Raw genomic sequence first — 25,130 nt, 5'->3', positions numbered from 1 at the left:
GATGCCATCCTTACCTGCCGCATTTGCCTGTCGGTGATTTAACCGGCGTGTCAAAAAGATCGGGCATAAAGTCGCCCGCGCCGGTTCGCGCATGCCAGGGAGGGCGACTCATGTCCGATCATCAGATTCCACCGCAGGATGGCCCACCGCAGGATGGTGACGACTCCGCGGAACCGACCTTCCAATCGGCCGAGCATGAGGACGCCGGCGGCCTGCTGTCGTCCAAGCGCCAGCCCTGCGCCATCAGCGGCAAGCGCCGGCCGAAGCGCGACCTGATCGCGCTGGACGCGCTGCGCCCCAGCCTCGCCGACCGCATCCGCCACGACCACCCGCATCTGGAACCGGACGCGCAGATCAGCCGGCAGGAGCTGGCACGCTACCGCTCGCTCTATGTCGCCGAGTTGCTGAAGGAGGAGCATGGCGAACTCAGCGAACTGGACCGCGAGGTCGCCGAAAGCCTCGCCCGGCACGAGACGCTGGCCGAGAACCCGGAGGAGGAGTACGACGACCACCGCACGCTGGGCGAACGGCTGTCGGACGGTCTCGCCAGCTTCGGCGGCAGCTGGGCCTTCCTGATCTCCTTCGCCGTTGTCCTGTGCGTGTGGATGCTCATCAACATCCTCGAAGGCGAAGCGCGGGCCTTCGATCCTTACCCCTTCATCCTGCTGAATCTGCTGCTGTCCTGTCTGGCCGCCATCCAGGCGCCCGTCATCATGATGAGCCAGAAGCGGCAGGAGGCGAAGGACCGGCTGCGCTCCGAAAACGACTATCGCGTCAACCTGAAGGCCGAGCTGGAAATCCGGCATCTGCACGAGAAGATGGACTATCTGATCCAGCGCCAATGGCAGCGGCTGACCGAAATTCAGCAGTTGCAGCTGGAAATCATGCAGGAAAAACGGCTGCGCAAGTGAACCGGATACCGCCGGACAAGAGCATCGCCGGGCGGCGCATCAGCGCTTGCGGCGGCCGTCCAGTTCCAGCATGCCGCGCAGCGCGGCGATGGTCTTGCTGAGCGGTGTCGGTTCGCCGGCGGGCTTGGTTTCCGGATTGGCGGGCTTTGCCGTCTCCGGCTGAACATCCGGCAGCTTGGCATTGGGCGGCGGCCCTGCCTCCGGCGCGGCCGATCCGCTGCGGGCCGGCGGGCGCGGTTTGGCGGCGCGGGGTTTCGGCTGGGAAGCGGGCGGCGGCGAATCCGGCTGTATCTCGTCCTCGATCAGCCCGCGCAGGGCCTTCATCGCCTCCTCGATCTCGCGCTCCTGGGCGGAGCGGCGGCCGGCGGGTGCCGGGTCCTTTTCCTGTTCCGGTTCCTGTTCCGGGGCAGCAGCCTCCGGCACCGGATCGGGGTCACCCCAGCCAGCGGGCACCGACCAGTCATCCTCGCCCCGGTCAGGTGCCGGATCATCCGGCTCCTCGCGACGGGCGGGCTTTTCGACCATCCTGCCGGCGTTGCGGGGTCCCTTGGCCGGCGGCGGCGCAGCGTCCTCCTCTTCCTCCGCCGGCTCGTTCGCCGCGTCCTCGATCATGGAGCGCAGGGCGGCGAGAGTCCGATCGAAGCCTTCCTCATCCTCCGGCGGCGGAGGCGGGCGCTGGGCCCGGCGTTCGGCGCGATGCTGGTCGAAGTCCAACGGTTCGGCAGGCGGCGGCGCGGGCTTCGCCGGACGGGAGGCGAGAGCCGGGGCGGGCTTCTCCGGGTCGCGGATGGCGAAGGACAGGATCTCCTCCTCCGACGGTTCCTCGCCATCCGGACCGCCGTCTTCGGGATCATCCTCCTGGCCGTCGTCCCCGGACTCCAGGTGCCAGGGATCGGCCCCCGCGTCCGCGCCGTCGTCCTCGAAATCCCTGCGCACCAGGACCTTGTGCGAGAAGACCGGCGGCTCGTCCCCGCCCCGGTCTTCCCCGCCCAGGTCGTCCTCACCCTGATCGCCGCCATGCAGGTCCGGCCCCTCACCGGCGGGACCATCAGCGGGCGGGTGCTCGGCAAAGCTTGCAGCGCGGGCGGTCTGGGGAGCAGGCGCCGGGTCGTCCTCATCGTCGTCGGAGCCGTAGGCCTGCGCCAGCAACCGGCGCATCGCCATCAGCGTCTCGTCACCATCATCTTCTTCGGGATCGCCAACTTCGAAGTCGGCACCGTCCGGGGCACCGGCGTCGGCGACCTCCTCGCGGGCTGGCTCCGGCCGCTCGTCGTTGGCGGCAGTCCTGGAATCGCCCGTCGCCGGCTTATCGTCCCAATCGTCATCCCAATCGTCGGGCGGCGACGGGCGGCCCAGGCGCGCCATGTCGGCGAGCGAAACGGGTTCCCACAGCGGAGCGGCGCCATCCTCCGCCGGACCGTCGGCCACGAGATCGGACAGCGGACGTTCCAACACCGGCTTGCCGCGAACGGGCGCCGGTGAAGGGGGAGGGGGGGCGGGCGGCTCCTCCGCATCGGCCGTCCTGTCCCGGCCGCCGTCACTACCGCGCAGCGAGGCGAGCAGCCCGTTCAGCGCCGCCAGCGGCGCATCGAAGGACGGCTCGTCATTGCTGGCGGCGGGGAGGCCGGCGGCCAGGGGTTCGGCCAGGATCGGCCGGCTTTCGATGTCGCGGGAGTCGCAGCGCGAGCAGCGGTAATGCGGCGCGATCGACAGAACCGGGTAATTGGGGCCGAAGCGCCGTTCCAGCATGGCACGGGGCAGCACGCCGCCATGTCCGCAGGTGCGGCAGCGCAGTTGCACGTCGGCGTCGATGTCGCGGAGGAACAGCATACGGGCCATGCCGCGCAGTATAGCGGCGGCCCCGCGGCTTTCCCATTCGTTTCAGTGCTGCCCCGGCCCCATAGGTCCCGGTTCTGCGGGACGGGTCAGACCGCGTGGGTGACGGTGAGGCCCTGTTCGGACAGGCTGTCGGAGATGTCCTTGAACTTCCGCAGATAGCGGGTGCGGTAGGCGTCGAAATCGGCGGCGATGGCCGCCTCGGCGTTCTTGGACTTCTTGAACTCGGATACGCGGTGGGCGTTCTCTGCGCGGTACAGGGCGAAAGCGCCCTTCGTCACCAGATCGTTGCCGACCGGGTCTGCATTTTTCGATTTGTCGCTGTTCATCAATCCATGTCCAGATGGAGTGGACATCCGGCCACCGGGGTTCGATGAGCGGGGCCGGATGATCGGAGCCGGTAATCGGCGGGGGCTGCGATACGACCCTACAGCCGTATCAATGCGTTGCAGCCACCGGTAAAAGCCTACGCCCGCTTTCCCACACCCGCAATGCTGCGACGCACTATCATGCCACCACCCCGCGCAGGGCGGCCATGCGGTCACGGTCGACGCGGATGCGGTCGAGATGCTGGGCAATCACCGCGGTGATGGGCAGGGGAAGCTCTTTTGCCATCGCTTCTTCGTAACGGCGCAGGCATTCGCTTTCACCGCGCTCGACCTCCTGGATGATGGTGACGCGGTCATGGCCGAGCACGGCGGATTTCAGTTCCAGGAAGAAGCGGTGTGCACCGCCCAGCATGGTGCCGCCCATGTCCGGCGCACCGCCCTGTTCGGCGACCAGCCGCTGAGTCTCGCGCACGATGGCACCGCGCTGGGCCGCGAGATCGTTGAACAGAGCCTTCAGATCCTCGTCCTCGGCGGATTCCGCCGCCTGCCGGTAGCCTTCGTGGCTATCCTCGACGATGCGGATCAGGTCATTGAGCGTATCGACGATCTCGTCTTTTTCCATGGCGGCAGGCCCTCCCATGCGTCCCCTACGCTGCCACAACCCGGCGGCGGGCCCGAATGTTCCAACCTGCCGCCGGGGGCAATACCAGTGCGACGGGCCTGACGCCGGTGGCCGTACCCTTACGCCGACGCTTCGGACAGACCGCGGGTGGTGGGCGGTTGGCGGCGGATCGGGCTGCGGAGCATCCCGGCCCGCCACAGGCCGACGCAATGCCCGCAGAGCCCCATCGCGTCCGACATCAGGCCGAAGACCGATCCTGCCAGCAGGTTGTGCCCAGCCCCGACCACCGTCGCCATGACGAAGAACACCCGCATCCGTCCGACCGCGGTCTGCCAGCGGCCGAGCGTCGCCAGCAGGAAGCCGGTGGCCGACAGCGCCGACATCGGCCCTTGCCAGCTCAGCACCGCCACGGCGAGCGCCGCCGGCACCGTCAGCCCATAAAGCAGGCCGAGTGTCCGGGATGGCTGCCGTTGGACGCGCACCGCCATCTGAATCAGCCCCAGCCCGCACATCAGCATGGCTGTCCAGGCGCCCAGCAGCAGGAAATGGAGCAGGAACAGCGAGGAGGCCGCCGCCTGCGCCGTCAGGATCGCCCGCCGGCCGCCGAGAAGCGTCGACAGGGTGGCGGCCGACAACCCGGCAATGCCGGTCATGACAACCGGCGAGATCGTTGCGGGAAGGGCCGAGAGGGTTGGAAGATAATCGAGCAGAAATACCGTCATGAAGCGCCTTCGCATGAAAAACATGCCGCAGTGCAGCGAAGGCGGCGGACGCTAGTCCCGGACGGTTAACCAGATATGAACATCGATGTGACCGGAAACAGACCAAAAGATGGTCGCGGCGATGTCCCCGACAGTTTGGAAACGCAATCATGTGGAGCTTGCGGATAACTCCGGTGATTATTGTATGTCCTCTGCCTCATTGCCCCTCCGTTGAAGGGGTTGTGAAGGGTTTGTCAGGAGGCGGCCCGACGATTTCGGAGAGGATCCCGACCATCCTTGCCGTTGGCTTTGAAGGCGTGCAGCGGCATTCTCGCACCGTCACGGCAGAATCGTTATCGACTGTGTCATTATCGACGCTGCCGGACCGGGATCGGGGGATCATCCGGTAAGTGGCGCAATCCGGACGAACTGGGGGAATCATCATGGCGCTGTACGGCCGCCATCCTGCCTCGCTTGGCTGGGAACCGAAGCCGAAATCGGGCAAGACCGGCGAAGCGCGCGGCCACGGTGGCCGTGCCGGTCGCAACAGGCATCTGTGCTGTGGCTGCGGCCGGCCGATCCGCGCCGGCGACCCGCATTGGGCCGGACATGGCCATCAGAACCCCTGGCACTATGCCTGTGCCGAGCGGGCCGGTCTTACATGGTCATGGGCGGGCCGCCCGGCCGAACCGCCGCTTCCGGCCGCGGAGATGGACTGACCACGCCGCCATTCGCCCCGGCCTGCGCCTCTTCGCGCCCACGGCGGTAGGCGTCGCGTTCAGCCTCCAGGATGGCGTCGGCCAACCGCCGTTCGAACTCGCGCTCCACGAGGGCGGAGAACAGGTCGATGCGGAAGCGGGCCTGCAGGGACCGGCTCAGCCGGCGGGCTCTTTCGATCGGCGGCATCGGCGTTCTCCTTTCGGCTGAGGGACAATGGCGCCCAGCTTCAGGGATTGCGGGCGATCCCGGCAACCGCGCCATCGGCGAACCGCCAACGCAAAGGAGAGCGCCCATCCGCACCCCTCGATGCGAACCGCTCGTCAGAAAAATCGGATTTTGGAAGGGAGCGGCTCAAGGCCGGTTGCCATGCAGGCGGCACGGCGTTTGGAGCGGGTGAAGGGAATCGAACCCTCGTCGTAAGCTTGGGAAGCTTCTGCTCTACCATTGAGCTACACCCGCGCGCCCGCTGTTTATAGGCGACTGCAGCGGCGGATACAAGAGCGGAATCAAGCACTCCCGGGAGCGGGATCGGCGACCGGCGACACGGGCGTGGCGGTACTCGTGGCGGTACCGGCGGCGGCCGGGACGGCGGCGTGCTTCGCCGGGGACGGCCCGTCGGGGCGGCCGGAGATGGCGCGGGCGACACCGTCGGCGATCACGCGCTGGCAATGCTCGGCCAGTGCCTTGCGGCTGCTGAAGCCATCGATGGTCACCGGCGGGTGGAACTCCACTTCCACCGTCATGCCGCCCAGGCGGAAGGCCTGCCACAGGTGCGGCGCCAGATCCATGTCGCCGTACCACGCATAGAAGGGGCGGAAGGCGAAGCCCATCGGGATGCCGTCCAGCCGGGTGGCGGCGATGCTGACCGGCTGGACGATGAGCGGACGGCCGTCGATGCGGCGGGCGGCAACGGCGAACAGGGCGGTCTTGAAGGGCAGCGTGCGGTTGCCGTCGCTGGAGGTGCCCTCCGGGAACAGGATCAGGCTGTCGCCGGCATCCAGACGGCTGCCGATGTCGTCACGCTGCTTGTCGACCGAATTGCGTGCCTTGCGTTCGACGAACACCGTGCGCTGAAGCCGGGCCAGCAGGCCGAAGAAGGGCCAGCTCCCGACCTCCGACTTGGCGACGAAGGACCCGGGGATTTGCGAGCCCAGGACCGTAATGTCCAGGTAGGAGGAGTGGTTGGACACGAACAGCACCGGCCCGTCGGCCACCCGCTGGCCGCTCACCACCACGTCCAGCCCCATCAGCCGGGCGCAGACCCGGTGGTAGAAGGGCGGCAGGGTGCGGCACAGCCGCCAGCCGCGCGCCACCGCCAATGCCTGCAGCGGGATCAGCAGAAGCGTCCACAGCAGGTACAGCGTCAGGCGCAGGGCGCCGCGGCCGGACGACCCCAGGGCGCGCGCGGTGCGGGTCATGATCGCCTCAGCCGGTTTGGCTGTCGCGGCTGCGACGTTCGTAATGCTTGAAATACTTGTCGGTGATCAGATCGGTCTTCACCACGATGCAGACGTCGGTGGTGTTGAACTGGTGATCGATGACCGCGCCGTCGCCGATGAAGCCGCCGAGCCGCAGATAGCCCTTGATCAGCGGCGGCAGGATATTCAGCGCCCGCCGCGGGTCGATGTGCTCCTTCGCCATCCGGTCCAGCGACACGAAGCGTTCCGGCAAGGCCGTCGCCCGCAGATCCGCCGGGGCCAGATGATGGTGGTAGAGGTAGGACAGCGGCTCCGCCATGGCATCCGGATCGGTGCCGGGCAGGCTGGCGCAGCCGAACATCAGGGCGATGTCATGCTGGAACACATAGGCCGCGATGCCCTGCCAAAGCAGCTGCATGCTGCCGCGCGTGCGATAGCCGGCGTCGACGCAGGACCGGCCAAGCTCCAGCACCTCGCCGGGATAGCTGGCAAGGCGGCCGATGTCGTATTCGTCGCTGGAATAGAAGCGGCCGACCTTCTCGGCGGCGGGACGGCGGATCAGGCGGTAGGTGCCGACCACCATGTCGGGGCCGTTGCCGCGGGAATGGTCGATGACCAGCAGATGGTCGGCGACGCCGTCGTAATCGTCGAAATCGCGCCCCCGGGCCTGCATCTCCGGGGAGGGGATCGCCGCCATCTCTTCGTAGAAGACGCGGTAGCGCAAGGCCTGCGCCCAGTCGATCTCCTCCGCGGAGCGGGCCAGCCGCACTTCAAGCGTGCCGAGGCGGATGCCGTCGGTCAGCTTTTCGCCGGCGGTCGCTTTTTCGATGGTGGCGTCCTCGGGTGCGGACGCGTCGCTCCGCTCCGGGCTAGTCCGGGTCATTCCCGGCTGGTCCAAGCTTGCATCAGCCATGTCGACGGTCCGCTGCGATGGTTCTCGACTGTGCGCCGCGCCGGCTTGCCGCCGCCAGGCCACGGCGGCCAGGGTCGGGACGGACAGCGTCGCACGCACCACAAGGCATAACACGATCCGCCGGTTGCCGGTCAACCGACATCGTCGCGTGCCGTCAGCCGAAACCTGCTACGACCTTCAGGGATCGTCCGCCTCGGGGATGTGGCCCCTTGGGACCCTCGATATCCCGGCAGCCAATGCGGAAAGAAGAAGCGGGAGAGGGCAGGCACGGGCGGCGGCGCCGTCATGACGCCGGTCCGCCCTGCGGAAGCCCCAGCCCTCAGGCGCCGCGGCGGGCGCGGGTGCCGAGACCGATCTGCTTGGCCAGCGAGCTGCGCTGACGGGCATAGTTCGGCGCGACCATCGGATAGTCGGTCGGCAGGCCCCAGCGGTCCCGGTATTCTTCTGGCGTCATATTGTACGCCGTCTTGAGATGGCGCTTCAGCATCTTCAGCTTCTTGCCGTCTTCCAGGCACACAATGTAGTCCGGCGTCACCGACTTCTTGATCGGCACGGCAGGCTGCGGCCGCTCCTCCGCCACCACCGGTTCGGTGCCGACGTTGGCCAGCGACTTGTAGACCTGTTCGATCAGAGTCGGAAGATCGGTCAGCGAGACTGTATTGTTGGAGACATGCGCCGCCACGATCTCCGTGGTCAGAGACAACAGCGCGTTGGAAGGGGACCCGTTGCTCATGTAAGCTTGCTCCGCGGCATTCGTACCTCACCATATAAAGAGGTTTTCTGCGTCGTGCAATATCCATCCTTTGGAGCAAAGAGGAATCGGTGACCGAAAAAATCTCCGCAGACTTGTTTCTCGACATCACCTCGCAGGTTTGTCCGTTAACCTTCGTCAAGACCAAGTTGATGGTAGAACGGATGGACGCGGGGCAGACACTCGAAGTCCGGCTGAATGCCGGTGAACCCTTGGAAAACGTTCCACGATCCTTGATCGAGTTGGGGCACAGCATTCTGTCTGTCCAGCCCGAACGATTGGATGATCCTGACGGAGTCCACCGCCTGATCGTGCGGAAAAATTAACCCCTATGCCCCATCGAGATTGCGGCGCAGGACAAGCGCGGCGACCCGGCCGTCGACACGCCTGTAGTATCCGGGGCGGCGCCCGACGGAAAAAAAGCCGCTGGCCTTGTATAGACTCGATGCTGCCGGATTATCCTCGGCGACTTCAAGAAACAGCGCAGTCGCACCCAGGTTCTGCGATCCGGTGACGGCAGCCTCGACCAGCAGGCGGCCGATGCCGCCGCGGCGCGCCTGGGGCAGCACGCCGATCGCCAGGATCTCGGCATCCTCCACCGCGACGCGGGCCATGACGAAGCCGACCGGCTGGTCCTGCGCATCGAGCGCGATGACGGCGAAGCCGGCCGGCGGCGTGGTCAGGGTGGCGACCGACGCCTCGTCCCACGGATCGTCGGGAAAGCAGGCCTGCTGCAGGGCCGCGACCACCCCGGCCTCCAGCGGGCCGGCGGGGTGGAGGCGAACGGAGGACGCGGTCATGCCGCCGCTCCCGGTTCCGGCTTGGGGGCGGGCTTGGAGGCCGCAGCCTTCGGCAAGGTGACGTCGGGCGGGCGGAGATAGAAGGGCTCGACCGGCAGTCCGGTGGGGCGGGCCGCCCCCAGCGCCGCAACCACGGCGGCGTCCGGCAGCCCGTCGCCGGACGCCGCGACGACGTCGGTCCGGCCGCCCAGCAGCGGGAGCACCGCCGCCGCCGCGTCGCCGGCCAGCAGCAGCGGACCGGACGGGCACAGTGCGTCGAGCCAGCCGGCGATCGCCGAGGGGTCGGGCATCGCCGGCTCGCCCACGGGGGTCAACGCCACGTCGTACAGTTGCAGGAAGGGCTCGGCACGCCGGCTGTCGACGGCGACCAGCAGCGAACGGCCGGCGCGTTCGGCCGCCGGCACGCCATGCGCGATGGCGTCGAAACTGGTGATCCCGACCACCGGCAGCCCCTGGGCGACGGCGATGCCGCGCGCGGCGGCCAGGGCGATGCGCAGCCCGGTGAAGGCGCCCGGCCCGACGGTGACGGCGATGCGGTCGAGGTCGGCAAAGCCGACGCCGGCCTCGGCCATCACCTCCTGCGCCAGCGGCACCAGCACTTCGGCCTGACCGCGCGACATCGGCGGGCTGCGCCGTACGGTCACGCACGCGCCGCCGGCCTGACCGGCCGTTCCCTCCCACACTGCCGCCGAACAGCCGGACGTGGCCGTATCCAGACCCAGAACCTTCATCGCTCCGCCTTCCTGGCCGCCGCGTCATGCGGACGGCCGAATTCTAATACGCAGGCACGCCTTCCCCGGATTGCCATGCGGGGGCCGTTCCATTGGAAAAGTCCACCTCGGGCATGGCAGACCCGTGACCATGGCAGATGGCGCCGCGGCCATGCTAGAGGACGATCGTTTTCCTCATACGCCGACGGTTGTCCATTCCATGCTGACCGAGATCGCGCCTCCGGCCTTCGACATCGACCTGGAGCTTCTCTACGCCACCGCCGACAACCTGTCCGGCGTGCCGATCTACCGCTCGGCGGTGTGCCTGCTGCATCCCGACGCGGCCCGCCGGCTCGGCGACGCCATCCGGCTGGCCCGCGGCATCGGCTGCCGCCTGCGGATTTACGATGCCTTCCGCCCGGCGGAGGCGCAATGGAAGCTGTGGCACGCCTTTCCCGACCCCGTCTACATCGCCGACCCGCGTCTGGGCTCCAACCACACCCGCGGCGTCGCGGTCGACCTGACGCTGGTGGATGGCGCCGGCTCGGCCCTGGACATGGGCACCGGCTTCGATGCGATGACCGAGCGGTCGCACCATGGCCGCAGCGACCTGACCGCCGAACAGCAGCGCAACCGCACCCTGCTGCTGGGCGTGATGGTCGGCGCCGGGTGGGAGCATTACCCGTCGGAATGGTGGCACTATCAGCTTCCGGAAGCCGAGCGCTACCCGCTGCTGACCGACGCGGCGGCCGGCGGCCGGCTGATGTAAGGACGGGCGGTGCAAGAATGGTGATGGCCGCAGACGGATAGCCGGAGACGCCGGGTTCTCCATCCCGGCTTGTACCGGGGCGGAGGTCTTCCATTGTTGCACGCGCGCACCGCATCGCTGCCCTCCGTGGAAAAGCGGCGGACGGAGCTTGTTCGTATGGCGGAGACTGTGGCACATCCTTTGCGTCTGGGCGAAGGTCGCCCCGATCAGCCTTTTCCGCAGGCCGCCATGCCGTTCCGTCGTGCCGTCAGGGTACTCGCCGCCGCCGCGCTGTCCGTCTGGACCGCGTTCGTGCCGGTGTCCCGGCCCGCCGCCGCCGAATCCGTTTCACCGCAGAGCGCCAGCGCGGTGGTCTTCGCCTATGATCGTTTCGGCGAGGACCAGAACCCCTCGATCAGCATCCGCATCGACCAGTTCGAAGCTCATCTCGACGAGTTGACCGACGGCGATTACCACGTCCTGCCGCTGCCGAAGATCCTGGACGCCCTGCGCAGCGGCAAGCCGCTGCCCGACCGCACGGTGGCGATCACCATCGACGAGGCCAGCCGCTCCGCCTTCACCGAGGCCTGGCCGCGGCTGAAGGCGGCAGGCCTGCCCTTCACCCTGTTCGTCGCCACCGACGCGGTGGACCGCGGCTCCCCCACCCACATGAGCTGGACCGAGATCCGCCAGCTGGCGGCGGCGGGGGTCACCATCGGGGCGCTCGGCACCTCGACCCAGTCGATGCTGTCGCGCAGCCCGGATCAGCTGGCGGCCGACCTGCGCCGGATGTCCGACCGCTTCCAGACCGAATTGGGCAAGCGCCCGGCGGTCTTCGCCTATCCACAAGGGGAATATTCGCTGGCCGTGCGGCAACTGGTGGTCGACCAGGGCTTCGCGGCCGCCTTCGGCCAGCAATCGGGTGTCCTGCACCCGCAGGCCGATCCCTGGAGCCTGCCGCGCTTCGTCATGAACGAGACCTACGGCAGCGCCGACCGCTTCGAGCTGGCCGCCAACGCGCTGCCGCTGCCGGTGTCGGACCTGACGCCCGACGACCCGCTGGTCACCGTCAACCCGCCGCCGCTGGGCTTCACCATCGCCGACGGGGTGGGTGACAGCTCCAAGCTGGCCTGCTTCGCCGCCGGCCAGGGCCGCACCGCGCTGGAGCGCATCGCCGAGGATCGGGTGGAGGTCCGCATCAAGGATCCCTTCCCGCCGGGCCGCGCCCGCGTCAACTGCACCCTGCCGGCCGCCGACGGCCGCTGGCGCTGGCTCGGCGTTCAGTTCCTGATCCCGGAATAATCCAGGGACGGGAGATCGCGGCGGCAATCCCGACCGGTTCGATCGGGCATTGGCGGGAAGACGGGCGCCGCCTATGGTGCCGGTCCCGGCGTGCCGTTGCGAGGCCCGCGAGTTTTTTTCAGAGTGGCGATTTTCGGGAGCGGGCAATGGCCGACGAGACATATTCGGCGAGCGGGCAGGGGAACGGGCCAGGGGATGTGCAGGCGTCCGACATCGGCTGGTCCGATACGGTGCGGTTCCGGCTGCCGGCCGGCTGGGCGGTCGATGTGGAAGAACATGAAGGGCAGCCGGTGGGCACCTTCCGGCCGCCGCCGCCGGCCGGCGGGGTGCTTCGGCTGGTGACGGATCGGGTGGTGCCTCGGCCGGAGTCCGGCGGAACGGCAGCCACCCTGCAGGAGATGGCGCTGCGCTTCGTCCGGCCGCAAGACCCGCGGGCGGGCGACCGGACCGTGGAGAGCCGTGCCGACGGAGCCGTGATCGCCCAGGCGATGATGCGGACGGAAGAGGAAGGCCGCGCCGAGACCCATTACCTGTGGCTGGTCGGCGCGGAACGCCCGGATACGGCGGGGAGTGTGGCCGCGGTCGCGATGTTCAGCTTCGCGCTTCCCGACCTGATGGATGGCGACGAGTCCTGCGCCGAAATGCTGGGCCGGATCGACGACGCCATCCGCAACGCTGAGATATTGTAAAGCAGAAGGGCGTCCGCCCCTGCACGTCAAGGAAGACCGGGGGTGCCGGTCAGCAGTGGCCGGCCCCGGTCACCATCAGCGCCTTCAGACGGACGGCCTGGGGGTCGTGGGCGACGGCCGCCTCTTCCGCGGCGAGAGCGGCGAGGCTGATGAAGCGCGCGAGGTCATCAAGGTCGCAACGCGTCGCGTCGCTCATCAGGCTGTCCAGGCAGGACTTGATGGCCAGGGCCACATCGCGTCGTTCGTCCATCATCGCGCTTCCCTTTCACACCTGTATGACCAGCGTTGCATAGAACCGCATGCTCTGGTGGCGGCGACAGGGTGTCGCTGGCCCAATCCCTTGCGGTCGTCCCTTATGACACAAAGGAGATAGCATATTCCTTTCGGATTTTCACTATTAGATTCTCCAAGACATGAATAATCGCAGCAACCGCGAATTGATTGGAAGAGCCTCTGCACGCCATTGCTTGTTAATGAAAGGTTAACTGCATTGACTGGTTCACAATCGAAGCATTAATCACTTGTAACATCTGTGACGATTTGAATCAGAGAGGGTGATTATCGGGATACTCGTCTTCGCTTGATTGAATACGCTGGTATTCTATTGCGAAGAGCAGCGGGGCGGCGGCGGCGTGGCGGAGGATGTCGCGGCAGCGTTTTTTCGCCGCATTTGCGGGTCGAAAGGCGCGCCACCCTGTTGCAGCCCGAAACGGCTCCGCCTATATCTCCGCCAGCACGGGCCGGACCCGGAGGCGTCGCTCTCAAGCATCGCTCCCCGGGGACCAGACCCCCACGCGCTCCACCGACGTTTCACCGACCCTATGGGGATCGCGGCGGTGCCGGACCAGACGGGCCGCCACGCATCTGCCGAACGAAAGAGGCTGAACATGAGCAAAGTGATTGGTATCGACCTCGGCACCACGAACTCGTGCGTCGCCGTTATGGAAGGCGGCAGCGCCAAGGTGATCGAGAACGCCGAGGGCGCGCGGACGACGCCGTCCATGGTCGCCTTCAGCCAGGGCGGCGAGCGGCTGATCGGCCAGCCCGCCAAGCGCCAGGCGGTCACCAATCCGGAAAACACCCTCTTCGCCATCAAGCGTCTGATCGGCCGCCGTTTCGACGATCCGCTGACGAAGAAGGACCAGGGCCTGGTTCCCTACCGCATCATCTCCGGCGACAACGGCGACGCCTGGGTCGAGGCGCACGGCAAGAAGTACAGCCCCAGCCAGATCAGCGCCTTCATCCTCACCAAGATGAAGGAGACCGCCGAGAACTATCTGGGCGAGAAGGTCACGCAGGCGGTCATCACCGTCCCGGCCTACTTCAACGACAGCCAGCGCCAGGCCACCAAGGACGCCGGCAAGATCGCCGGCCTGGACGTGCTGCGCATCATCAACGAGCCGACGGCCGCCGCGCTCGCCTACGGCATGGAGAAGAAGGGCACCGGCACCGTCGCGGTCTATGACCTGGGCGGCGGCACCTTCGACATCTCCGTGCTGGAGATCGGCGACGGCGTGTTCGAGGTGAAGTCGACCAACGGCGACACCTTCCTGGGCGGCGAGGACTTCGACAGCCGGGTCATCGAGTATCTGGCCGACGAGTTCAACAAGGAGCAGGGCATCGACCTGCGCAAGGACAAGCTCGCGCTGCAGCGCCTGAAGGAAGCTGCGGAAAAGGCGAAGATCGAGCTGTCGTCCACCACGCAGACCGAAGTCAACCTGCCCTTCATCACCGCCGACCAGACCGGTCCGAAGCACCTGAACATCAAGCTGACCCGCGCCAAGCTGGAAGCCCTGGTGGACGATCTGGTGCAGCGCACGATCGAGCCCTGCAAGGCGGCCCTGAAGGATGCCGGCCTGAAGGCCAGCGAGATCGACGAGGTGATCCTGGTCGGCGGCATGACCCGCATGCCCAAGGTCATCGACGCGGTGAAGCAGTTCTTCGGCCGTGAGCCGCACCGCGGCGTCAACCCGGACGAGGTAGTCGCCATCGGCGCCGCCATCCAGGGCGGCGTGCTGAAGGGCGAGGTCAAGGACGTCCTGCTGCTCGACGTCACCCCGCTGTCGCTGGGCATCGAGACGCTGGGTGGCGTCTTCACCCGTCTGATCGACCGCAACACCACGGTCCCGACGAAGAAGAGCCAGACCTTCTCGACCGCCGAGGACAACCAGAACGCCGTCACCATCCGCGTCTTCCAGGGCGAGCGCGAGATGGCGCAGGACAACAAGATGCTGGGCCAGTTCGATCTGGTCGGCATCCCGCCGGCCCCGCGCGGCGTGCCGCAGATCGAGGTGACCTTCGACATCGACGCCAACGGCATCGTCAGCGTCACGGCGAAGGACAAGGCGACCGGCAAGGAGCAGCAGATCCGCATCCAGGCCTCGGGCGGCCTGTCGGACGCCGACATCCAGAAGATGGTGAAGGACGCGGAGGCCCACGCCGACGCCGACAAGAAGCGCCGTGAGCTGGTCGACGCCCGCAACCATGCCGACGCCCTGATCCACACCACCGAGCGGACCATCAAGGAGAACGGCGACAAGATCCCGGCCTCCGACAAGACCGCCGCGGAGGCTGCCGTCACCGAGCTGAAGTCGGTACTGGACAGCGAGGATCTGGAAGGCATCAAGGCGAAGACCGAGGCGCTGGCCCAGGTGTCGATGAAGCTGGGCGAGGCGATGTACAAGGCCGGCCAGGGCGAGGCCCCGGGTGCGGGCGGCGAGGCGCCGGGCGCCCAGCCGAACGAGCCGGGCGTCGTCGACGCCGACTTCGAAGAGGTCCAGGACGACAAGAAGAAGTCGGCCTAAGGCCCATCTCTTAGGGCAGGCAGCTTCTTTTTGATACGGACCTGACGCGAGCATCGATGGCCCGCCGCCGTTTGCCGGCGGCGGGCCTTCGGTATGCTGGGCTCAGGTTCCGGCGCGACGCGGACAGTTTGGACCAGAACGACTCAAAGGCGGTCGGCCCCCATGGCGAAACAGGATTATTACGAGCTGCTCGGTGTGGCGAAGAACGCCAGCGCGGATGAGCTGAAAAAGGCTTATCGCAAGATGGCGATGCAGTACCACCCGGACCGCAACCAGGGTGACAAGGACGCCGAGCAGAAGTTCAAGGAAATCAGCGAAGCGTATGACGTCCTGAAGGACGATCAGAAGCGCGCGGCCTACGACCGGTTCGGCCACGCCGCCTTCGAGGGTGGCCGTGGTCCGGGGGCGGGCGCCGGGGCCGGCGGCTTCAACTTCGACTTCGGCGGCGGCGGCGGCTTCGCCGACATCTTCGACGAGATGTTCGGCGAGTTCATGGGCGGGCGCCGCGGCGGCGGCGGTGCGTCCGGCCGCGGCCAGGATCTGCGCTACAATCTGGAGATCGGGCTGGAGGAGGCCTTCAAGGGCACCCAGACCACCATCCGTGTCCCCACCACCGTGCAGTGCGACAGCTGCAACGGCTCGGGTGCCGCGGCGGGAACCCAGCCGATCACCTGCCCGACCTGCCAGGGGCACGGCAAGGTGCGGGCGCAGCAGGGCTTCTTCACCATTGAGCGGACCTGCCCCGGCTGCCACGGCGCCGGCAAGGTCATCAAGGACGCCTGCAAGAACTGCGGCGGCTCCGGCCGGCTGCGCAAGGAAAAGACCCTGCAGGTCAACATCCCCGCCGGTGTCGAGGACGGCACCCGCATCCGTCTGGCGGGCGAGGGCGAGGCGGGGCTGCGCGGGGCGCCTGCCGGCGACCTCTACATCTTCCTGGCGCTGGCGCCGCACCCGATCTTCCAGCGCGACGGCGCCAACATTCACTGCCGGGTGCCGATCCCGATGACCACGGCGGCTCTCGGCGGTTCGGTGGAGGTGCCGACGATCGACGGCAGCCGCACCAAGGTGACGGTGCCGCCGGGCACCCAGTCCGGCCACCAGTTCCGCATCAAGGGCAAGGGCATGTCGGTTCTGCGCAGTGCCCAGCGCGGCGACATGTACATCCAGGCGGTGGTCGAGACCCCGGTGAACCTGACGAAGCGCCAGCAGGAACTGCTGCGCGAGTTCGAGGGCGCCGCCAAGGAAGGGTCGAATCCGCAGTCGGAGGGTTTCTTCGCCAAGGTGAAGGAGCTTTGGGAAGACCTGAAGGACTGATCCTTCACCGCAGCGGACATTATTCAACGGGCGGCGTGTCGGTGACGCGCCGCCCGTTACTTTTTGTCGCATGCCGGGATGTTTCCGTGTTTTCCAGCGGCTGATCAGCCATTTCGGCGCGAAACCCGTTGAAGGGGAGGTCATGCCCGTGTAATCACCCAGCATGGCTAATCCATTGGCGACATGTCCGGCCGATGCCGGGGGCAGGCTGTCTGATGCGGGTTGACAGGCTTCTTGCCGCCCTCTTCGGCGCCTTCGTCCGCAGCGACGAACTGCCCGATCTGATCTGGCCGGCCGGTCACACGCCGATCCTGCAGCGGCGGCGCGCCGCGATGATCCAGTCGCGCGTGCGCATGGTGGCGCTGATCTTCGGCGTCCTGACCCCGCTGTGGATCGCCATCGACGTCACCGTCTTCGAATGGAAGCTGGCCGTCTGGCTGATCGTGCTGCGCCTCAGCGCCAGTGCCGCCTTCCTGGCGCTCGCCTTCGACCGCCGGTCCTGCGAGGACATGACCTGCGCTTGGTGGCGGCTGACCGCCCTGCTGGCGATCCCGACGCTGTTCTTCGCCATCTCGCACCCGCTGCTCTACAACCAGGGTGTCGACGACCTGCGCATCGCCGTCAGTGCCGGCTATGGCTATCTGCCCTTCGTGATGGTCGCGGGGCTCAGCGTCTTTCCGCTGACCGCGGTGGAGGGGGCGCTGTTCGCCGCCCCGATGCTGGGCGCCCATCTGGCCGCAGGCTTCTACGGCTCGCTGGTGATGCCGTTTCCATCCTACATCAGCGCGCTGTGGCTGCTGGCGCTGATCGCGGTGGTGGCGACGCTGGCGGCGATCAGCCAGCTGCATTTCATGATCGCGCTGCTGGAGCAGGCGGCGCACGACGCGCTGACCGGCGCCTTCTCCCGCCGCATCGGCGAGGAGTTGCTGAAACTCCAGGTCGCCCATGCGGAACGCGCGGCACAGCCGCTGTCGGCGATCTTCGTCGACCTGGACGACTTCAAGGCGGTCAACGACCGCTATGGCCATGAGGAGGGCGACCGCGTCCTGCGCCATGCCGCCAACACCATCCGCAGCCTGCTGCGCCAGTCCGACGCGCTGGTGCGCTGGGGCGGGGAGGAGTTCCTGGTGGTCATGCCGGACACCCCGCTGGATGGCGCGATGATCGCGGTGGAGAGGATGCGCCGGGCCGGTTTCGGCAAGCGGCCGGACGGCAGCCTGCAGACCGCCAGCATCGGCATCGCCGAACAGACGACCGACCGCCCGGCCGACTGGGAATCGTTGGTGGAATTGGCCGACCAGCGCATGTACCGCGCCAAGCAGGACGGCAAGAATCGGGTGGTCGGCGGCGGCGTCAAAGCGGATGCCGAAGCCCAGCCCTGGGACAGCATCACCGCCTAGACAGAGTCCAGGGGATACTCCCGCAACGCCTCATACACCGCCCCGCCATTGCCGAGATGGCTGCGGTAGAGCGTGACATGCTCGACCCGCATCGGGCCAGCGCGGAACAGGCCGCGGTCGGACAGGAAGCGGCCGATGCGGTCGGCCGGCGCGTCCTTCAGCCGGGCGAGCGTGATGTGGGGGGAGAATTTTCGCTCCTCCGCCGGCAGGCCGCAGCGAACCAGGGCGGATTCGATCTTGGCCTGCAGATGGGCCAGCGCCTCGTTGCGCTCCACCCCCGCCCATAGAACCCGCGCCCGGCGCGCGCTGCCGTACATGCCGACACCGTCGAAGGTGAGCGTGAAGGCCGGCGCCCGGATCTCCGCCAGCGCGGCGTCGATGTCCATCGCCTGATCCTCCGGCACCTCGCCGATGAAGCGCAGGGTCAGGTGCATGCTTTCAGGCTCGGTCCAGCGCGCGCCGGGCACCCCGCCGGCCAGACCGGCCAGCCGTTGGCGAACCTCCTCCGTCAGATCGAGGGCGACGAACAGGCGGAGCATGGGGCACCTCCGGGTTTGCTGAACTGATCCGCCCCTCCTTCAGATGAGGGGCGGACCATACGACAGCTTACGGACACGGATCCGGCATGCGGTTGTGCACGGCGTCGATTTCCGCCATCACCTCCGGCGACAGGGTCACGTCGATGGAGTCGATGTTGGAGACCAGCGTTTCCATCGTCGTCGCCCCGATCAGCGACGAGGTGACGAAGGGTTGCTGCAACGTGAAGGCGATGGCCATCTGGTTGGGCGCCAGACCGTGGCGGCGGGCGATGTCCAGATAGGCCTCCGTCGCGGCGTCGGCGTTGACGGTGGCATAGCGCGACGGCCGGTGGTCGAGCGCGCGGCGGCTGCCCGGCGGGATGGCGCCGTTCAGATATTTGCCCGTCAACGTGCCGGCGCCCAGCGGCGAATAGGCGAGCAGCCCGACATCCTCGCGCAGGGCCACCTCCGACAGGCCGTTCTCGAAGGTCCGGTTCAGCAGGTTGTAGGCGTTCTGGATCGAGGCGACGCGCGGAAGCCCAGCCACCTCCCCTGCCACCTCGGCGGCGCGCAGCCAGCGCATCACGCCCCAGGGGCTCTCGTTCGACAGGCCGACATGGCGGATCTTGCCGGCCTGCACCAGTTCGGCCAGTGCCGCCAGCGTCTCCTCGATCGGCACGCCGTCCTGCTCCGGCTTGTGTTTGTAGGTGCGGACGCCGAAGCGGTTGGTGACGCGGTCGGGCCAATGGATCTGGTAGAGGTCAATGTAGTCGGTCTTCAGCCGCGACAGGCTGGCCTCCACCGCGGCGAAGAGGTTGGCACGGTCGAGCCGCGACTTGCCCTCGCGCACCCAGCCGAAGCCGCCGGCCGGCGCGCCGATGATCTTGCTGGCGAGGATCACCTTGTCACGCTTGCCGCGCGACTGGAACCAGCTGCCGATCACCGCCTCCGTCTTGCCATAGGTGTCGGCGGTGGGCGGGATGGCGTACATTTCCGCCGTGTCCCAGAAGTTGATGCCACGGTCGAGCGCGGCGTCCATCTGGGCATGGCCTTCGGCCTCGGTGTTCTGGCGGCCCCAGGTCATGGTGCCCAGGCCGATGGCGCTGACCGACAGGCCGGTGCGGCCGAGCGGACGATACTGCATCCGGAACGTTCCTTATTCGAAATGATCTTTACAGAAAGAGCGTCAGCACGCCGGTGTAGCCATAGAGCCGGTTGTGCGACACCTCGCCCGAGGCGAAGAAGCCGGTCAGCGGAATGTCGCCGAAGGTGTCGCGGATCATCGACAGCTCGGCATTGGCGGCGCCGAACAGGCCGGGACCACGGGCGATGCAACTGACATACACCGCTCCCTTCGGCGTCGCCTTCACCCGTTTCTTGAGGCTGTCCAGCATCCGGCGCATGTCGGCGGCGGCGGTTTCGGGATCACGGCGGGTGAACATCACCGGCTGGCCGGTGGTCACTCGCTCGGCGATGGAGATCCAGCCGGCGCGCGGGTCGATGGCGATCAGGTCGCGGACCAGATAGTCCTGGGTGTCGGACCCGGCGATGGGCAGCCCGGCGCAGATCACCCCGGCGACCTGCCGCAGGTCGGCGGCAAGCTCCGGCCCGATGTCCTCCTTGAAGACGTCGAGCGCCGGGCGGTTGTCGATCTCCAGAATCACGTTGTCGTCGCTGGCGGTGACGGTGCGCGTCGGCCCGATCGGGCGGCAGCCCTGGGTCAGGGCGGTGGCGACCGGCAGGTAGGGCGCGAACAGCACGCCCGACACGCCGCCCTCGGTGACCGGATCGCCGTCCTCGGCCCCGGCGGCGATCTGCGGGAACTCCCCGCGCGAGGCGGTCAGCCCACCGACCAGGAAGACGCCGGCTTCCTCCGACAGACGGGCGACCAGTCCGGCCATGTCGGCGTGGTGCGGGTCGACATGGACCAGCGCCAGCGCCGCGCCATGCTTGTCCAGCCAGCCGCCGGCACTGCCGCGCAGCGGCTCCAGCCCGTCGGTCAGGGTGGGGAACAGGCGGAAGCTGTCCTCCGGCAGACGGGCGGCCATGATCGCCATCCCCGGCTCGTCGAACAGGACCTCGCCATTGGCCATCACGCCGATGCCGGCGGTGCCGACCCAGTGACGGATCCCGGTGACGCCGCGCAGCAGGGTGACGATGCTGGTCGCATGTTCCGCCAGACCGTCGGTCAGGTAGAGGAAGCCCAGGTTGCAGCCGGCGACCGGACCCAACCGGTCGAGGCAGGCCTTGACCGTCGGTCCCCATTCCGCCCCGGCGGCGCAGGCGGCGTGAAAGCGGGTGTCGCTGTCCAGGGTCACGGTCATGGGTCAGCCTCCGGTTTTGACGGTAGTCTTGCCGATATTGGGGAGGCCGTCGAGCAGCGCGGTGACGGAGGGCAGGATGCGCTCCACGATCACCGCCACGCCCTGGGCATTGGGATGCATCCCGTCCGGCTGGATCAGCGACCGGTCCAGCGCCACCCCGTCGAGGAAGAAGGGATAGAGCGGCAGGTCGTAGGCTTTCGCCAGATCCGGGTAGATGGCGTTGAACGTGTCGGTGTAGGGCTTGCCCAGGCTGGGCGAGGCCAGCATGCCGGCCAGCAGGGTGGGAATCTTCCGCTCCGTCAGCGTCTTGAGGATGGTGTCGAGGTTCGCCTTGGCCTGACCGGGGTCGAGCCCGCGCAGCATGTCGTTGGCGCCCAGTTCGACGATGGCGGCGTCCGGCTTGTCGGCCAGCGCCCAGTCCAGCCGCGCCCGGCCGCCGGCGGTGGTGTCGCCCGACACGCCCGCATTGATGACGGTGACGCTGTAGCCCTTGGCGGCCAGCGCCTTTTCCAGCTGGCGGGTGAAGCCCTGCTGTTCCGGCAACCCGTAGCCCGCGGTCAGGCTGTCGCCCAGCGCCAGCAGCTTCACCGGCTGCGCGGCATCCGCGCGGGTCGGAACGGTCATCGATACCCCTGCGGCAAAGACGAAGGCCAGCGCCGCAGCGAAGGCGCCCGTGTTGAAAGCCCGGCGGGTCGTTCCATATGGCGATGGTCCGTTCCGCTTGTGCGAGAGTCGCATGTCCAAGGCTCAGTCCCCTGCAACGTCGTCAAATTCCATCGCCCGGTCTTCCAACGACTTCATCGTTGAACTCGACGACGTCCACCTGAAATTGGACAGCGGTGCCGGACCCGTCAACATCCTGCGCGGCGTGAATCTTCAGGTGGCGGCCGGGGAACGGGTCGGCGTGGTCGGCCCCAGCGGTTCCGGCAAGTCGACCATGATGATGGTGATGGCCGGTCTGGAACGCCCCAGCGGCGGCACCGTCCGCGTCGCCGGCCAGGATCTCGGGCACCTGGACGAGGATGGCTTGGCGCGCTTCCGCCGGCAGCATGTCGGCATCGTCTTCCAGGCCTTCCATCTGGTGCCGACCATGACGGCGCTGGAGAATGTCGCCATCCCGCTGGAATTCGCCGGCGTCGCCGACGCCTTCGACCGCGCCCGCATCGGGCTGGAGCAGGTCGGGCTGGGGCACCGCATCCATCATTATCCCGGCCAGCTGTCCGGCGGCGAGCAGCAGCGCACCGCCCTGGCCCGCGCCTTCGTCACCGAGCCGTCGCTGCTGCTGGCGGACGAACCGACCGGTAATCTCGACATCGACACCGGCGCCACCATCGTCAAGCTTCTGTTCGACCTTGCCGAGCGGCGGGGGACGACGCTGGTGCTGATCACCCACGACCAGACGCTGGCGGCACGCTGCGACCGGACGGTGCGTCTGGCGGACGGCCGCATCGCCGACGACGGGCAGGCGGCCCGGCGCGCGAAGCTGCAGGCGGCGGGGGAGTGAGGGGGATGGGAATTACGATGGCGGTGGACTCTCCCTCTCCCCCCCGGGGAGAGGGGTGGGGTGAGGGGATGCGCGGCGTGGCGCTGCTCGGCGTGCGACGCCCCGATCACCCACGCAATCCTCGCCACGCATCCCCCTCACCCTAACCCTCTCCCCGGGGGGGAGAGGGGATCAGCGCGGGCGGAAGGGGAGCCTGCGATGACCAACCTCAGCCTCGCGCTCCGGCTTGCCCGGCGGGAGTTGCGCACCGGTCTGAAGGGCTTCTGGGTCTTCCTCGCCTGCCTCGCCCTTGGTGTCGCGGCCATCGCCTCGGTGCAGTCGGTGTCGAGCGGGCTGCTCGACGGGCTGGCGAGCGACGGGCGGTCGATCCTGGGCGGTGACGTCGCGTTGCGGCAACTCTACACCCCGCCGACCGACGAGCAGATGACGGCGCTGAAGGCCGATGGCCGGGTATCAACTTCCGCCGAGATGCGGGCGATGGCCCGTGCCGCGGACGAGGCGCGCTCCTCCCTGGTCGAGTTGAAGGCGGTCGACGACCTCTATCCGCTCTACGGCGCCGTGACGCTGGAAGGCGGCGGCGACCTGCGGGACGCGCTGGCGCAGAAGGACGGCCGCTGGGGCGCGGTGATCGAGGCCGGTCTGGTCGACCGGCTGGGGGTCAAGCCCGGCGACAGCATCCGCATCGGCGAAGGCGCCTACCGCGTCGCCGCCGTGCTGGACCGCGAGCCCGACCGCGCCTCCTCCAACGCCTTCTCGCTGGGGCCGAGGGTGCTGGTGGCGCTGCCGTCGCTGCAGGGCACCGGGTTGCTGCAACCCGGCAGCCTCACCTGGTGGAGCGCCAAGGTGGCGCTGCCGCCGCAAACCGACCTGAAGGCGTGGCAGGAGGGGTTACGCATCCGCTTTCCCGATGCGCCCTGGCGGATGCGCGACTACACCAACGCCTCGCCGCAGATCGAGCGCTTCATCGACCGCATGACGCTGTTCCTGACCCTGGTTGGGCTGACCGCGCTGCTGGTCGGCGGCGTCGGGGTCGGCAATGCGGTGCGCAGCCATCTGGACTCCCGCGCCCGCACCATCGCCATGATGAAGTGCATCGGCGCGCCGGGGGCGTTGGTCTTCGAGCTCTATCTGGCCCAGATCCTGGCGCTGGCATTGCTGGGCATCGTCATCGGGCTGGCGCTGGGCGCGGTTGCGCCGCTGGCGCTGGGCCGGCTGCTCGACGGCGTGCTGCCGGTGTCGGCGCATATCGGCGTTTATCCCGGAGCTTTGGCTCTCGCCGCGCTCTATGGCGTGCTGACCGCGCTGACCTTCTCGCTGTGGCCGCTCGGCCGGGCGCGGGAGGTGCCGGCGGGCGCCCTGTTCCGCGACGTCATCACCCCGGCCGGCGGGAGGCCGCGCACGCCCTATACCGTCGCGATGATCCTGTCGGCCCTGGCGCTCGCCGGGCTGGCGGTGCTGACGGCGCACAACAAGCTGTTCGCCCTGTGGTTCGTCGGCGGCTCCATCGCTACCTTCATGGCCTTCCGCGCGGCCGCCGCCCTGGTTACCTGGGGGGCGAAGCGGGTGGGGCGGGTCAGGCGGCCGGGATTGCGGCTGGCGCTCGCCAACCTGCACCGGCCGGGCAATCCGACGGCGGCGGTGGTGCTGTCGCTGGGACTCGGCCTGACGGTGCTGGTCGCCATCGCGCTGATCCAGGGCAACTTCTCCCGCCGGGTGTCGGAGACGATCCCGCAGGACGCCCCCGCCTTCTTTTTCGTCGATATCCAGCGCGACCAGTTCGATCCCTTGCGGGACCTCGTGACCGCCATCCCCGGCACCAGCGCCTTCGAGGCGGTGCCGAGCCTGCGCGGCCGGATCGAGCGGGTGAACGGGCAGGAGGCGGAAAAGGCGCTGGTCAATCCGGAACAGGCCTGGATCCTGGCCGGCGACCGCGGCATCACCTATTCCGCGACGATCCCGAATCATTCGACCGTCACCGCCGGCAGCTGGTGGCCGCAGGATTATGCCGGACCGCCGCTGATCTCCATCCACCAGAGCGTCGCCGAGGCCTTCGGCATCGGTCCCGGCGCCACCCTGACCATCAACATCCTGGGCCGCAGCATCGAGGCGAAGGTCGCCAACGTACGCTCCGCCGATTTCAGCAGCATGGCGATCAACTTCACCATGGTCTTCGCCCCCGGCACGCTGGAAGGCGCGCCGCAGACCTGGGTCGCCACCGTCCGCGCCACGCCGGACGCCGAGAACCAAGTGCAGCGCGCCGTGCTGCAGCGATTTCCCAACATCACCATGGTGCGGGTCAAGGACGCGCTGGACACGGTGTCGGAGATGCTGGGCCATATCGGCACCGCGGTGCGCATCGTCGCCGGGATCACGCTGGCCGCCGGCACGCTGGTTCTGGCCGGTGCGGTTGCCGCCGGGCACCGCCGGCGGGTCTATGACGCGGTGGTGCTGAAGGTGCTGGGCGCCACGCGCGGCGACGTGCTGCGCGCCTTCCTGCTGGAATATGGGCTGCTCGGCCTGCTGACCGCGGTGATCGCCGGCATCATCGGCACCTTGACCGCCTGGGCGGTGCTGACGTTCCTGATGCATTGGGAGTGGAGCTTCCTGCCGTCGGCGGTCGTCACCACCGCTTTGCTGAGCACGGCGATCACGCTTGCTTTCGGGTTCTATGGTACTTGGCGGGCTCTGGGCCAGCCTTCGGCGCCATTGCTTCGGAACGAGTGATGCCTGAGTCATGAAGCCGCAGGAAAAACGAATCGTGAAAGCTTTTTCATCTGGAAAAAGCGCTGCCGATTCCTATTGAACCGCCTGACGGA

25 protein-coding genes and 1 tRNA gene are annotated in these 25,130 nt (G+C 67.9%); 10 read left to right on the top strand and 16 right to left on the bottom strand.

Going from position 1 to position 25,130, the window contains the following annotated elements:
* Window positions 1-110 precede the first annotated feature (110 nt).
* Window positions 111-911, top strand: a complete 801-nt coding sequence (locus ACCD06_RS16945; protein WP_413341964.1) for a DUF1003 domain-containing protein — start codon at window positions 111-113, stop codon at window positions 909-911.
* A 39-nt stretch (window positions 912-950) separates the two neighbouring features.
* Here ACCD06_RS16945 and ACCD06_RS16940 read toward each other — a convergent pair whose 3' ends face one another.
* The 9 genes from ACCD06_RS16940 to ACCD06_RS16900 all read right to left on the bottom strand — a co-directional run bounded on the left by ACCD06_RS16940 (window position 951) and on the right by ACCD06_RS16900 (window position 8,183).
* Window positions 951-2,741, bottom strand: coding sequence for a hypothetical protein (locus tag ACCD06_RS16940; protein ID WP_413341962.1), 1,791 nt, complete (start codon window positions 2,739-2,741; stop codon window positions 951-953).
* A 95-nt stretch (window positions 2,742-2,836) separates the two neighbouring features.
* Window positions 2,837-3,076 carry a hypothetical protein gene (locus ACCD06_RS16935; protein WP_109074974.1) on the bottom strand — a complete coding sequence of 80 codons (240 nt, stop codon included), beginning with the start codon at window positions 3,074-3,076 and terminating at the stop codon, window positions 2,837-2,839.
* 178 nt (window positions 3,077-3,254) lie between these two features.
* The gene (locus ACCD06_RS16930; protein WP_109074973.1) at window positions 3,255-3,698 is read right to left on the bottom strand and encodes a ferritin-like domain-containing protein; all 444 of its coding nucleotides are present in this window, start codon (window positions 3,696-3,698) and stop codon (window positions 3,255-3,257) included.
* A 119-nt stretch (window positions 3,699-3,817) separates the two neighbouring features.
* Window positions 3,818-4,420 carry a YgjV family protein gene (locus ACCD06_RS16925; protein ID WP_413341959.1) on the bottom strand — a complete coding sequence of 201 codons (603 nt, stop codon included), beginning with the start codon at window positions 4,418-4,420 and terminating at the stop codon, window positions 3,818-3,820.
* A gap of 636 nt (window positions 4,421-5,056) precedes the next feature.
* Window positions 5,057-5,305, bottom strand: coding sequence for a hypothetical protein (locus tag ACCD06_RS16920; RefSeq protein WP_109074971.1), 249 nt, complete (start codon window positions 5,303-5,305; stop codon window positions 5,057-5,059).
* A 199-nt stretch (window positions 5,306-5,504) separates the two neighbouring features.
* Window positions 5,505-5,578: transfer RNA gene (locus ACCD06_RS16915), tRNA-Gly, on the bottom strand.
* A 47-nt stretch (window positions 5,579-5,625) separates the two neighbouring features.
* Window positions 5,626-6,537: a lysophospholipid acyltransferase family protein gene (locus ACCD06_RS16910; RefSeq protein ID WP_413341957.1), complete on the bottom strand. Its 912-nt coding sequence runs from the start codon at window positions 6,535-6,537 to the stop codon at window positions 5,626-5,628.
* Window positions 6,538-6,544: 7 nt separating this feature from the next.
* Window positions 6,545-7,420, bottom strand: a complete 876-nt coding sequence (locus ACCD06_RS16905) for a GNAT family N-acetyltransferase (RefSeq protein ID WP_413341956.1) — start codon at window positions 7,418-7,420, stop codon at window positions 6,545-6,547.
* A 349-nt stretch (window positions 7,421-7,769) separates the two neighbouring features.
* The gene (locus ACCD06_RS16900) at window positions 7,770-8,183 is read right to left on the bottom strand and encodes a MucR family transcriptional regulator (protein WP_085087004.1); all 414 of its coding nucleotides are present in this window, start codon (window positions 8,181-8,183) and stop codon (window positions 7,770-7,772) included.
* 89 nt (window positions 8,184-8,272) lie between these two features.
* Here ACCD06_RS16900 and ACCD06_RS16895 point away from each other — a divergent pair, with 89 nt between their 5' ends.
* Window positions 8,273-8,527 (top strand): sulfurtransferase TusA family protein, encoded by a 255-nt coding sequence (locus tag ACCD06_RS16895; protein WP_109074968.1) that lies wholly within the window; start codon window positions 8,273-8,275, stop codon window positions 8,525-8,527.
* 3 nt (window positions 8,528-8,530) lie between these two features.
* Here ACCD06_RS16895 and ACCD06_RS16890 read toward each other — a convergent pair whose 3' ends face one another.
* Entirely contained in the window at window positions 8,531-9,001 is a 471-nt protein-coding gene (locus tag ACCD06_RS16890) for a GNAT family N-acetyltransferase (RefSeq protein ID WP_109074967.1), read from the bottom strand.
* Window positions 8,998-9,732, bottom strand: coding sequence for a tRNA (adenosine(37)-N6)-threonylcarbamoyltransferase complex dimerization subunit type 1 TsaB (gene tsaB, locus ACCD06_RS16885; protein WP_109074966.1), 735 nt, complete (start codon window positions 9,730-9,732; stop codon window positions 8,998-9,000). The genes ACCD06_RS16890 and tsaB overlap by 4 nt, the downstream gene beginning before the upstream one ends.
* 199 nt (window positions 9,733-9,931) lie before the next feature.
* On the opposite strand from tsaB, the gene ddpX reads away from it, so the two are divergent.
* The 3 genes from ddpX to ACCD06_RS16870 all read left to right on the top strand — a co-directional run bounded on the left by ddpX (window position 9,932) and on the right by ACCD06_RS16870 (window position 12,450).
* Window positions 9,932-10,480 (top strand): D-alanyl-D-alanine dipeptidase, encoded by a 549-nt coding sequence (gene ddpX / locus ACCD06_RS16880; RefSeq protein WP_109074965.1) that lies wholly within the window; start codon window positions 9,932-9,934, stop codon window positions 10,478-10,480.
* 228 nt (window positions 10,481-10,708) lie between these two features.
* A complete protein-coding gene (locus ACCD06_RS16875; protein ID WP_109075010.1) occupies window positions 10,709-11,761 on the top strand; it encodes a polysaccharide deacetylase family protein in 1,053 nt (350 codons plus the stop codon).
* 146 nt (window positions 11,762-11,907) lie between these two features.
* Window positions 11,908-12,450 carry a hypothetical protein gene (locus tag ACCD06_RS16870; RefSeq protein WP_109074964.1) on the top strand — a complete coding sequence of 181 codons (543 nt, stop codon included), beginning with the start codon at window positions 11,908-11,910 and terminating at the stop codon, window positions 12,448-12,450.
* Between the two features lie 49 nt (window positions 12,451-12,499).
* On the opposite strand, the gene ACCD06_RS16865 is transcribed toward ACCD06_RS16870, so the two are convergent.
* Window positions 12,500-12,703, bottom strand: a complete 204-nt coding sequence (locus ACCD06_RS16865) for a hypothetical protein (RefSeq protein WP_109074963.1) — start codon at window positions 12,701-12,703, stop codon at window positions 12,500-12,502.
* Window positions 12,704-13,337: 634 nt separating this feature from the next.
* Between ACCD06_RS16865 and dnaK the strand changes: the two genes are divergently transcribed.
* The 3 genes from dnaK to ACCD06_RS16850 all read left to right on the top strand — a co-directional run bounded on the left by dnaK (window position 13,338) and on the right by ACCD06_RS16850 (window position 17,968).
* Entirely contained in the window at window positions 13,338-15,254 is a 1,917-nt protein-coding gene (gene dnaK, locus ACCD06_RS16860) for a molecular chaperone DnaK (RefSeq protein WP_413341952.1), read from the top strand.
* 162 nt (window positions 15,255-15,416) lie between these two features.
* Window positions 15,417-16,568, top strand: coding sequence for a molecular chaperone DnaJ (gene dnaJ, locus ACCD06_RS16855; protein WP_109074961.1), 1,152 nt, complete (start codon window positions 15,417-15,419; stop codon window positions 16,566-16,568).
* A gap of 215 nt (window positions 16,569-16,783) precedes the next feature.
* Window positions 16,784-17,968 carry a sensor domain-containing diguanylate cyclase gene (locus ACCD06_RS16850; RefSeq protein WP_109074960.1) on the top strand — a complete coding sequence of 395 codons (1,185 nt, stop codon included), beginning with the start codon at window positions 16,784-16,786 and terminating at the stop codon, window positions 17,966-17,968.
* Here ACCD06_RS16850 and thpR read toward each other — a convergent pair.
* From thpR to ACCD06_RS16830, 4 genes are all read right to left on the bottom strand, one after another.
* Entirely contained in the window at window positions 17,965-18,507 is a 543-nt protein-coding gene (thpR, locus tag ACCD06_RS16845) for an RNA 2',3'-cyclic phosphodiesterase (RefSeq protein WP_413341948.1), read from the bottom strand. The two genes, ACCD06_RS16850 and thpR, sit on opposite strands and share 4 nt — an antisense overlap.
* A gap of 67 nt (window positions 18,508-18,574) precedes the next feature.
* Window positions 18,575-19,630, bottom strand: coding sequence for an NADP(H)-dependent aldo-keto reductase (locus ACCD06_RS16840; protein ID WP_109074958.1), 1,056 nt, complete (start codon window positions 19,628-19,630; stop codon window positions 18,575-18,577).
* Between the two features lie 28 nt (window positions 19,631-19,658).
* The gene (locus ACCD06_RS16835) at window positions 19,659-20,810 is read right to left on the bottom strand and encodes an FIST N-terminal domain-containing protein (RefSeq protein WP_413341946.1); all 1,152 of its coding nucleotides are present in this window, start codon (window positions 20,808-20,810) and stop codon (window positions 19,659-19,661) included.
* Window positions 20,811-20,813: 3 nt separating this feature from the next.
* Window positions 20,814-21,434: an arylesterase gene (locus tag ACCD06_RS16830; RefSeq protein WP_109074956.1), complete on the bottom strand. Its 621-nt coding sequence runs from the start codon at window positions 21,432-21,434 to the stop codon at window positions 20,814-20,816.
* A gap of 112 nt (window positions 21,435-21,546) precedes the next feature.
* Here ACCD06_RS16830 and ACCD06_RS16825 point away from each other — a divergent pair, with 112 nt between their 5' ends.
* Both ACCD06_RS16825 and ACCD06_RS16820 read left to right on the top strand, forming a co-directional pair.
* Entirely contained in the window at window positions 21,547-22,314 is a 768-nt protein-coding gene (locus ACCD06_RS16825) for an ABC transporter ATP-binding protein (RefSeq protein WP_109074955.1), read from the top strand.
* Between the two features lie 198 nt (window positions 22,315-22,512).
* Window positions 22,513-25,038 carry an ABC transporter permease gene (locus ACCD06_RS16820; RefSeq protein ID WP_413341943.1) on the top strand — a complete coding sequence of 842 codons (2,526 nt, stop codon included), beginning with the start codon at window positions 22,513-22,515 and terminating at the stop codon, window positions 25,036-25,038.
* Window positions 25,039-25,130: the final 92 nt, after the last annotated feature.

Source organism: Azospirillum sp. CT11-132 (genome assembly GCF_047302835.1).
Lineage (GTDB): Bacteria > Pseudomonadota > Alphaproteobacteria > Azospirillales > Azospirillaceae > Azospirillum.
Note: the sequence above shows the minus strand (reverse complement) of the source record. Positions and strands in the feature narration are given on the sequence as shown.

What these genes read in the sequence shown, in the direction of transcription:
- ACCD06_RS16945 (WP_413341964.1), top strand. Translation starts at nt 111, where the DNA reads ATGTCCGATCATCAGATTCCACCGCAGGATGGCCCACCGCAGGATGGT.
- ACCD06_RS16940 (WP_413341962.1), bottom strand. Translation starts at nt 2,741, where the DNA reads ATGCTGTTCCTCCGCGACATCGACGCCGACGTGCAACTGCGCTGCCGC.
- ACCD06_RS16935 (WP_109074974.1), bottom strand. Translation starts at nt 3,076, where the DNA reads ATGAACAGCGACAAATCGAAAAATGCAGACCCGGTCGGCAACGATCTG.
- ACCD06_RS16930 (WP_109074973.1), bottom strand. Translation starts at nt 3,698, where the DNA reads ATGGAAAAAGACGAGATCGTCGATACGCTCAATGACCTGATCCGCATC.
- ACCD06_RS16925 (WP_413341959.1), bottom strand. Translation starts at nt 4,420, where the DNA reads ATGACGGTATTTCTGCTCGATTATCTTCCAACCCTCTCGGCCCTTCCC.
- ACCD06_RS16920 (WP_109074971.1), bottom strand. Translation starts at nt 5,305, where the DNA reads ATGCCGCCGATCGAAAGAGCCCGCCGGCTGAGCCGGTCCCTGCAGGCC.
- ACCD06_RS16910 (WP_413341957.1), bottom strand. Translation starts at nt 6,537, where the DNA reads ATGACCCGCACCGCGCGCGCCCTGGGGTCGTCCGGCCGCGGCGCCCTG.
- ACCD06_RS16905 (WP_413341956.1), bottom strand. Translation starts at nt 7,420, where the DNA reads ATGACCCGGACTAGCCCGGAGCGGAGCGACGCGTCCGCACCCGAGGAC.
- ACCD06_RS16900 (WP_085087004.1), bottom strand. Translation starts at nt 8,183, where the DNA reads ATGAGCAACGGGTCCCCTTCCAACGCGCTGTTGTCTCTGACCACGGAG.
- ACCD06_RS16890 (WP_109074967.1), bottom strand. Translation starts at nt 9,001, where the DNA reads ATGACCGCGTCCTCCGTTCGCCTCCACCCCGCCGGCCCGCTGGAGGCC.
- tsaB (WP_109074966.1), bottom strand. Translation starts at nt 9,732, where the DNA reads ATGAAGGTTCTGGGTCTGGATACGGCCACGTCCGGCTGTTCGGCGGCA.
- ddpX (WP_109074965.1), top strand. Translation starts at nt 9,932, where the DNA reads ATGCTGACCGAGATCGCGCCTCCGGCCTTCGACATCGACCTGGAGCTT.
- ACCD06_RS16875 (WP_109075010.1), top strand. Translation starts at nt 10,709, where the DNA reads ATGCCGTTCCGTCGTGCCGTCAGGGTACTCGCCGCCGCCGCGCTGTCC.
- ACCD06_RS16870 (WP_109074964.1), top strand. Translation starts at nt 11,908, where the DNA reads ATGGCCGACGAGACATATTCGGCGAGCGGGCAGGGGAACGGGCCAGGG.
- ACCD06_RS16865 (WP_109074963.1), bottom strand. Translation starts at nt 12,703, where the DNA reads ATGATGGACGAACGACGCGATGTGGCCCTGGCCATCAAGTCCTGCCTG.
- dnaK (WP_413341952.1), top strand. Translation starts at nt 13,338, where the DNA reads ATGAGCAAAGTGATTGGTATCGACCTCGGCACCACGAACTCGTGCGTC.
- dnaJ (WP_109074961.1), top strand. Translation starts at nt 15,417, where the DNA reads ATGGCGAAACAGGATTATTACGAGCTGCTCGGTGTGGCGAAGAACGCC.
- ACCD06_RS16850 (WP_109074960.1), top strand. Translation starts at nt 16,784, where the DNA reads ATGCGGGTTGACAGGCTTCTTGCCGCCCTCTTCGGCGCCTTCGTCCGC.
- thpR (WP_413341948.1), bottom strand. Translation starts at nt 18,507, where the DNA reads ATGCTCCGCCTGTTCGTCGCCCTCGATCTGACGGAGGAGGTTCGCCAA.
- ACCD06_RS16840 (WP_109074958.1), bottom strand. Translation starts at nt 19,630, where the DNA reads ATGCAGTATCGTCCGCTCGGCCGCACCGGCCTGTCGGTCAGCGCCATC.
- ACCD06_RS16835 (WP_413341946.1), bottom strand. Translation starts at nt 20,810, where the DNA reads ATGACCGTGACCCTGGACAGCGACACCCGCTTTCACGCCGCCTGCGCC.
- ACCD06_RS16830 (WP_109074956.1), bottom strand. Translation starts at nt 21,434, where the DNA reads ATGACCGTTCCGACCCGCGCGGATGCCGCGCAGCCGGTGAAGCTGCTG.
- ACCD06_RS16825 (WP_109074955.1), top strand. Translation starts at nt 21,547, where the DNA reads ATGTCCAAGGCTCAGTCCCCTGCAACGTCGTCAAATTCCATCGCCCGG.
- ACCD06_RS16820 (WP_413341943.1), top strand. Translation starts at nt 22,513, where the DNA reads ATGACCAACCTCAGCCTCGCGCTCCGGCTTGCCCGGCGGGAGTTGCGC.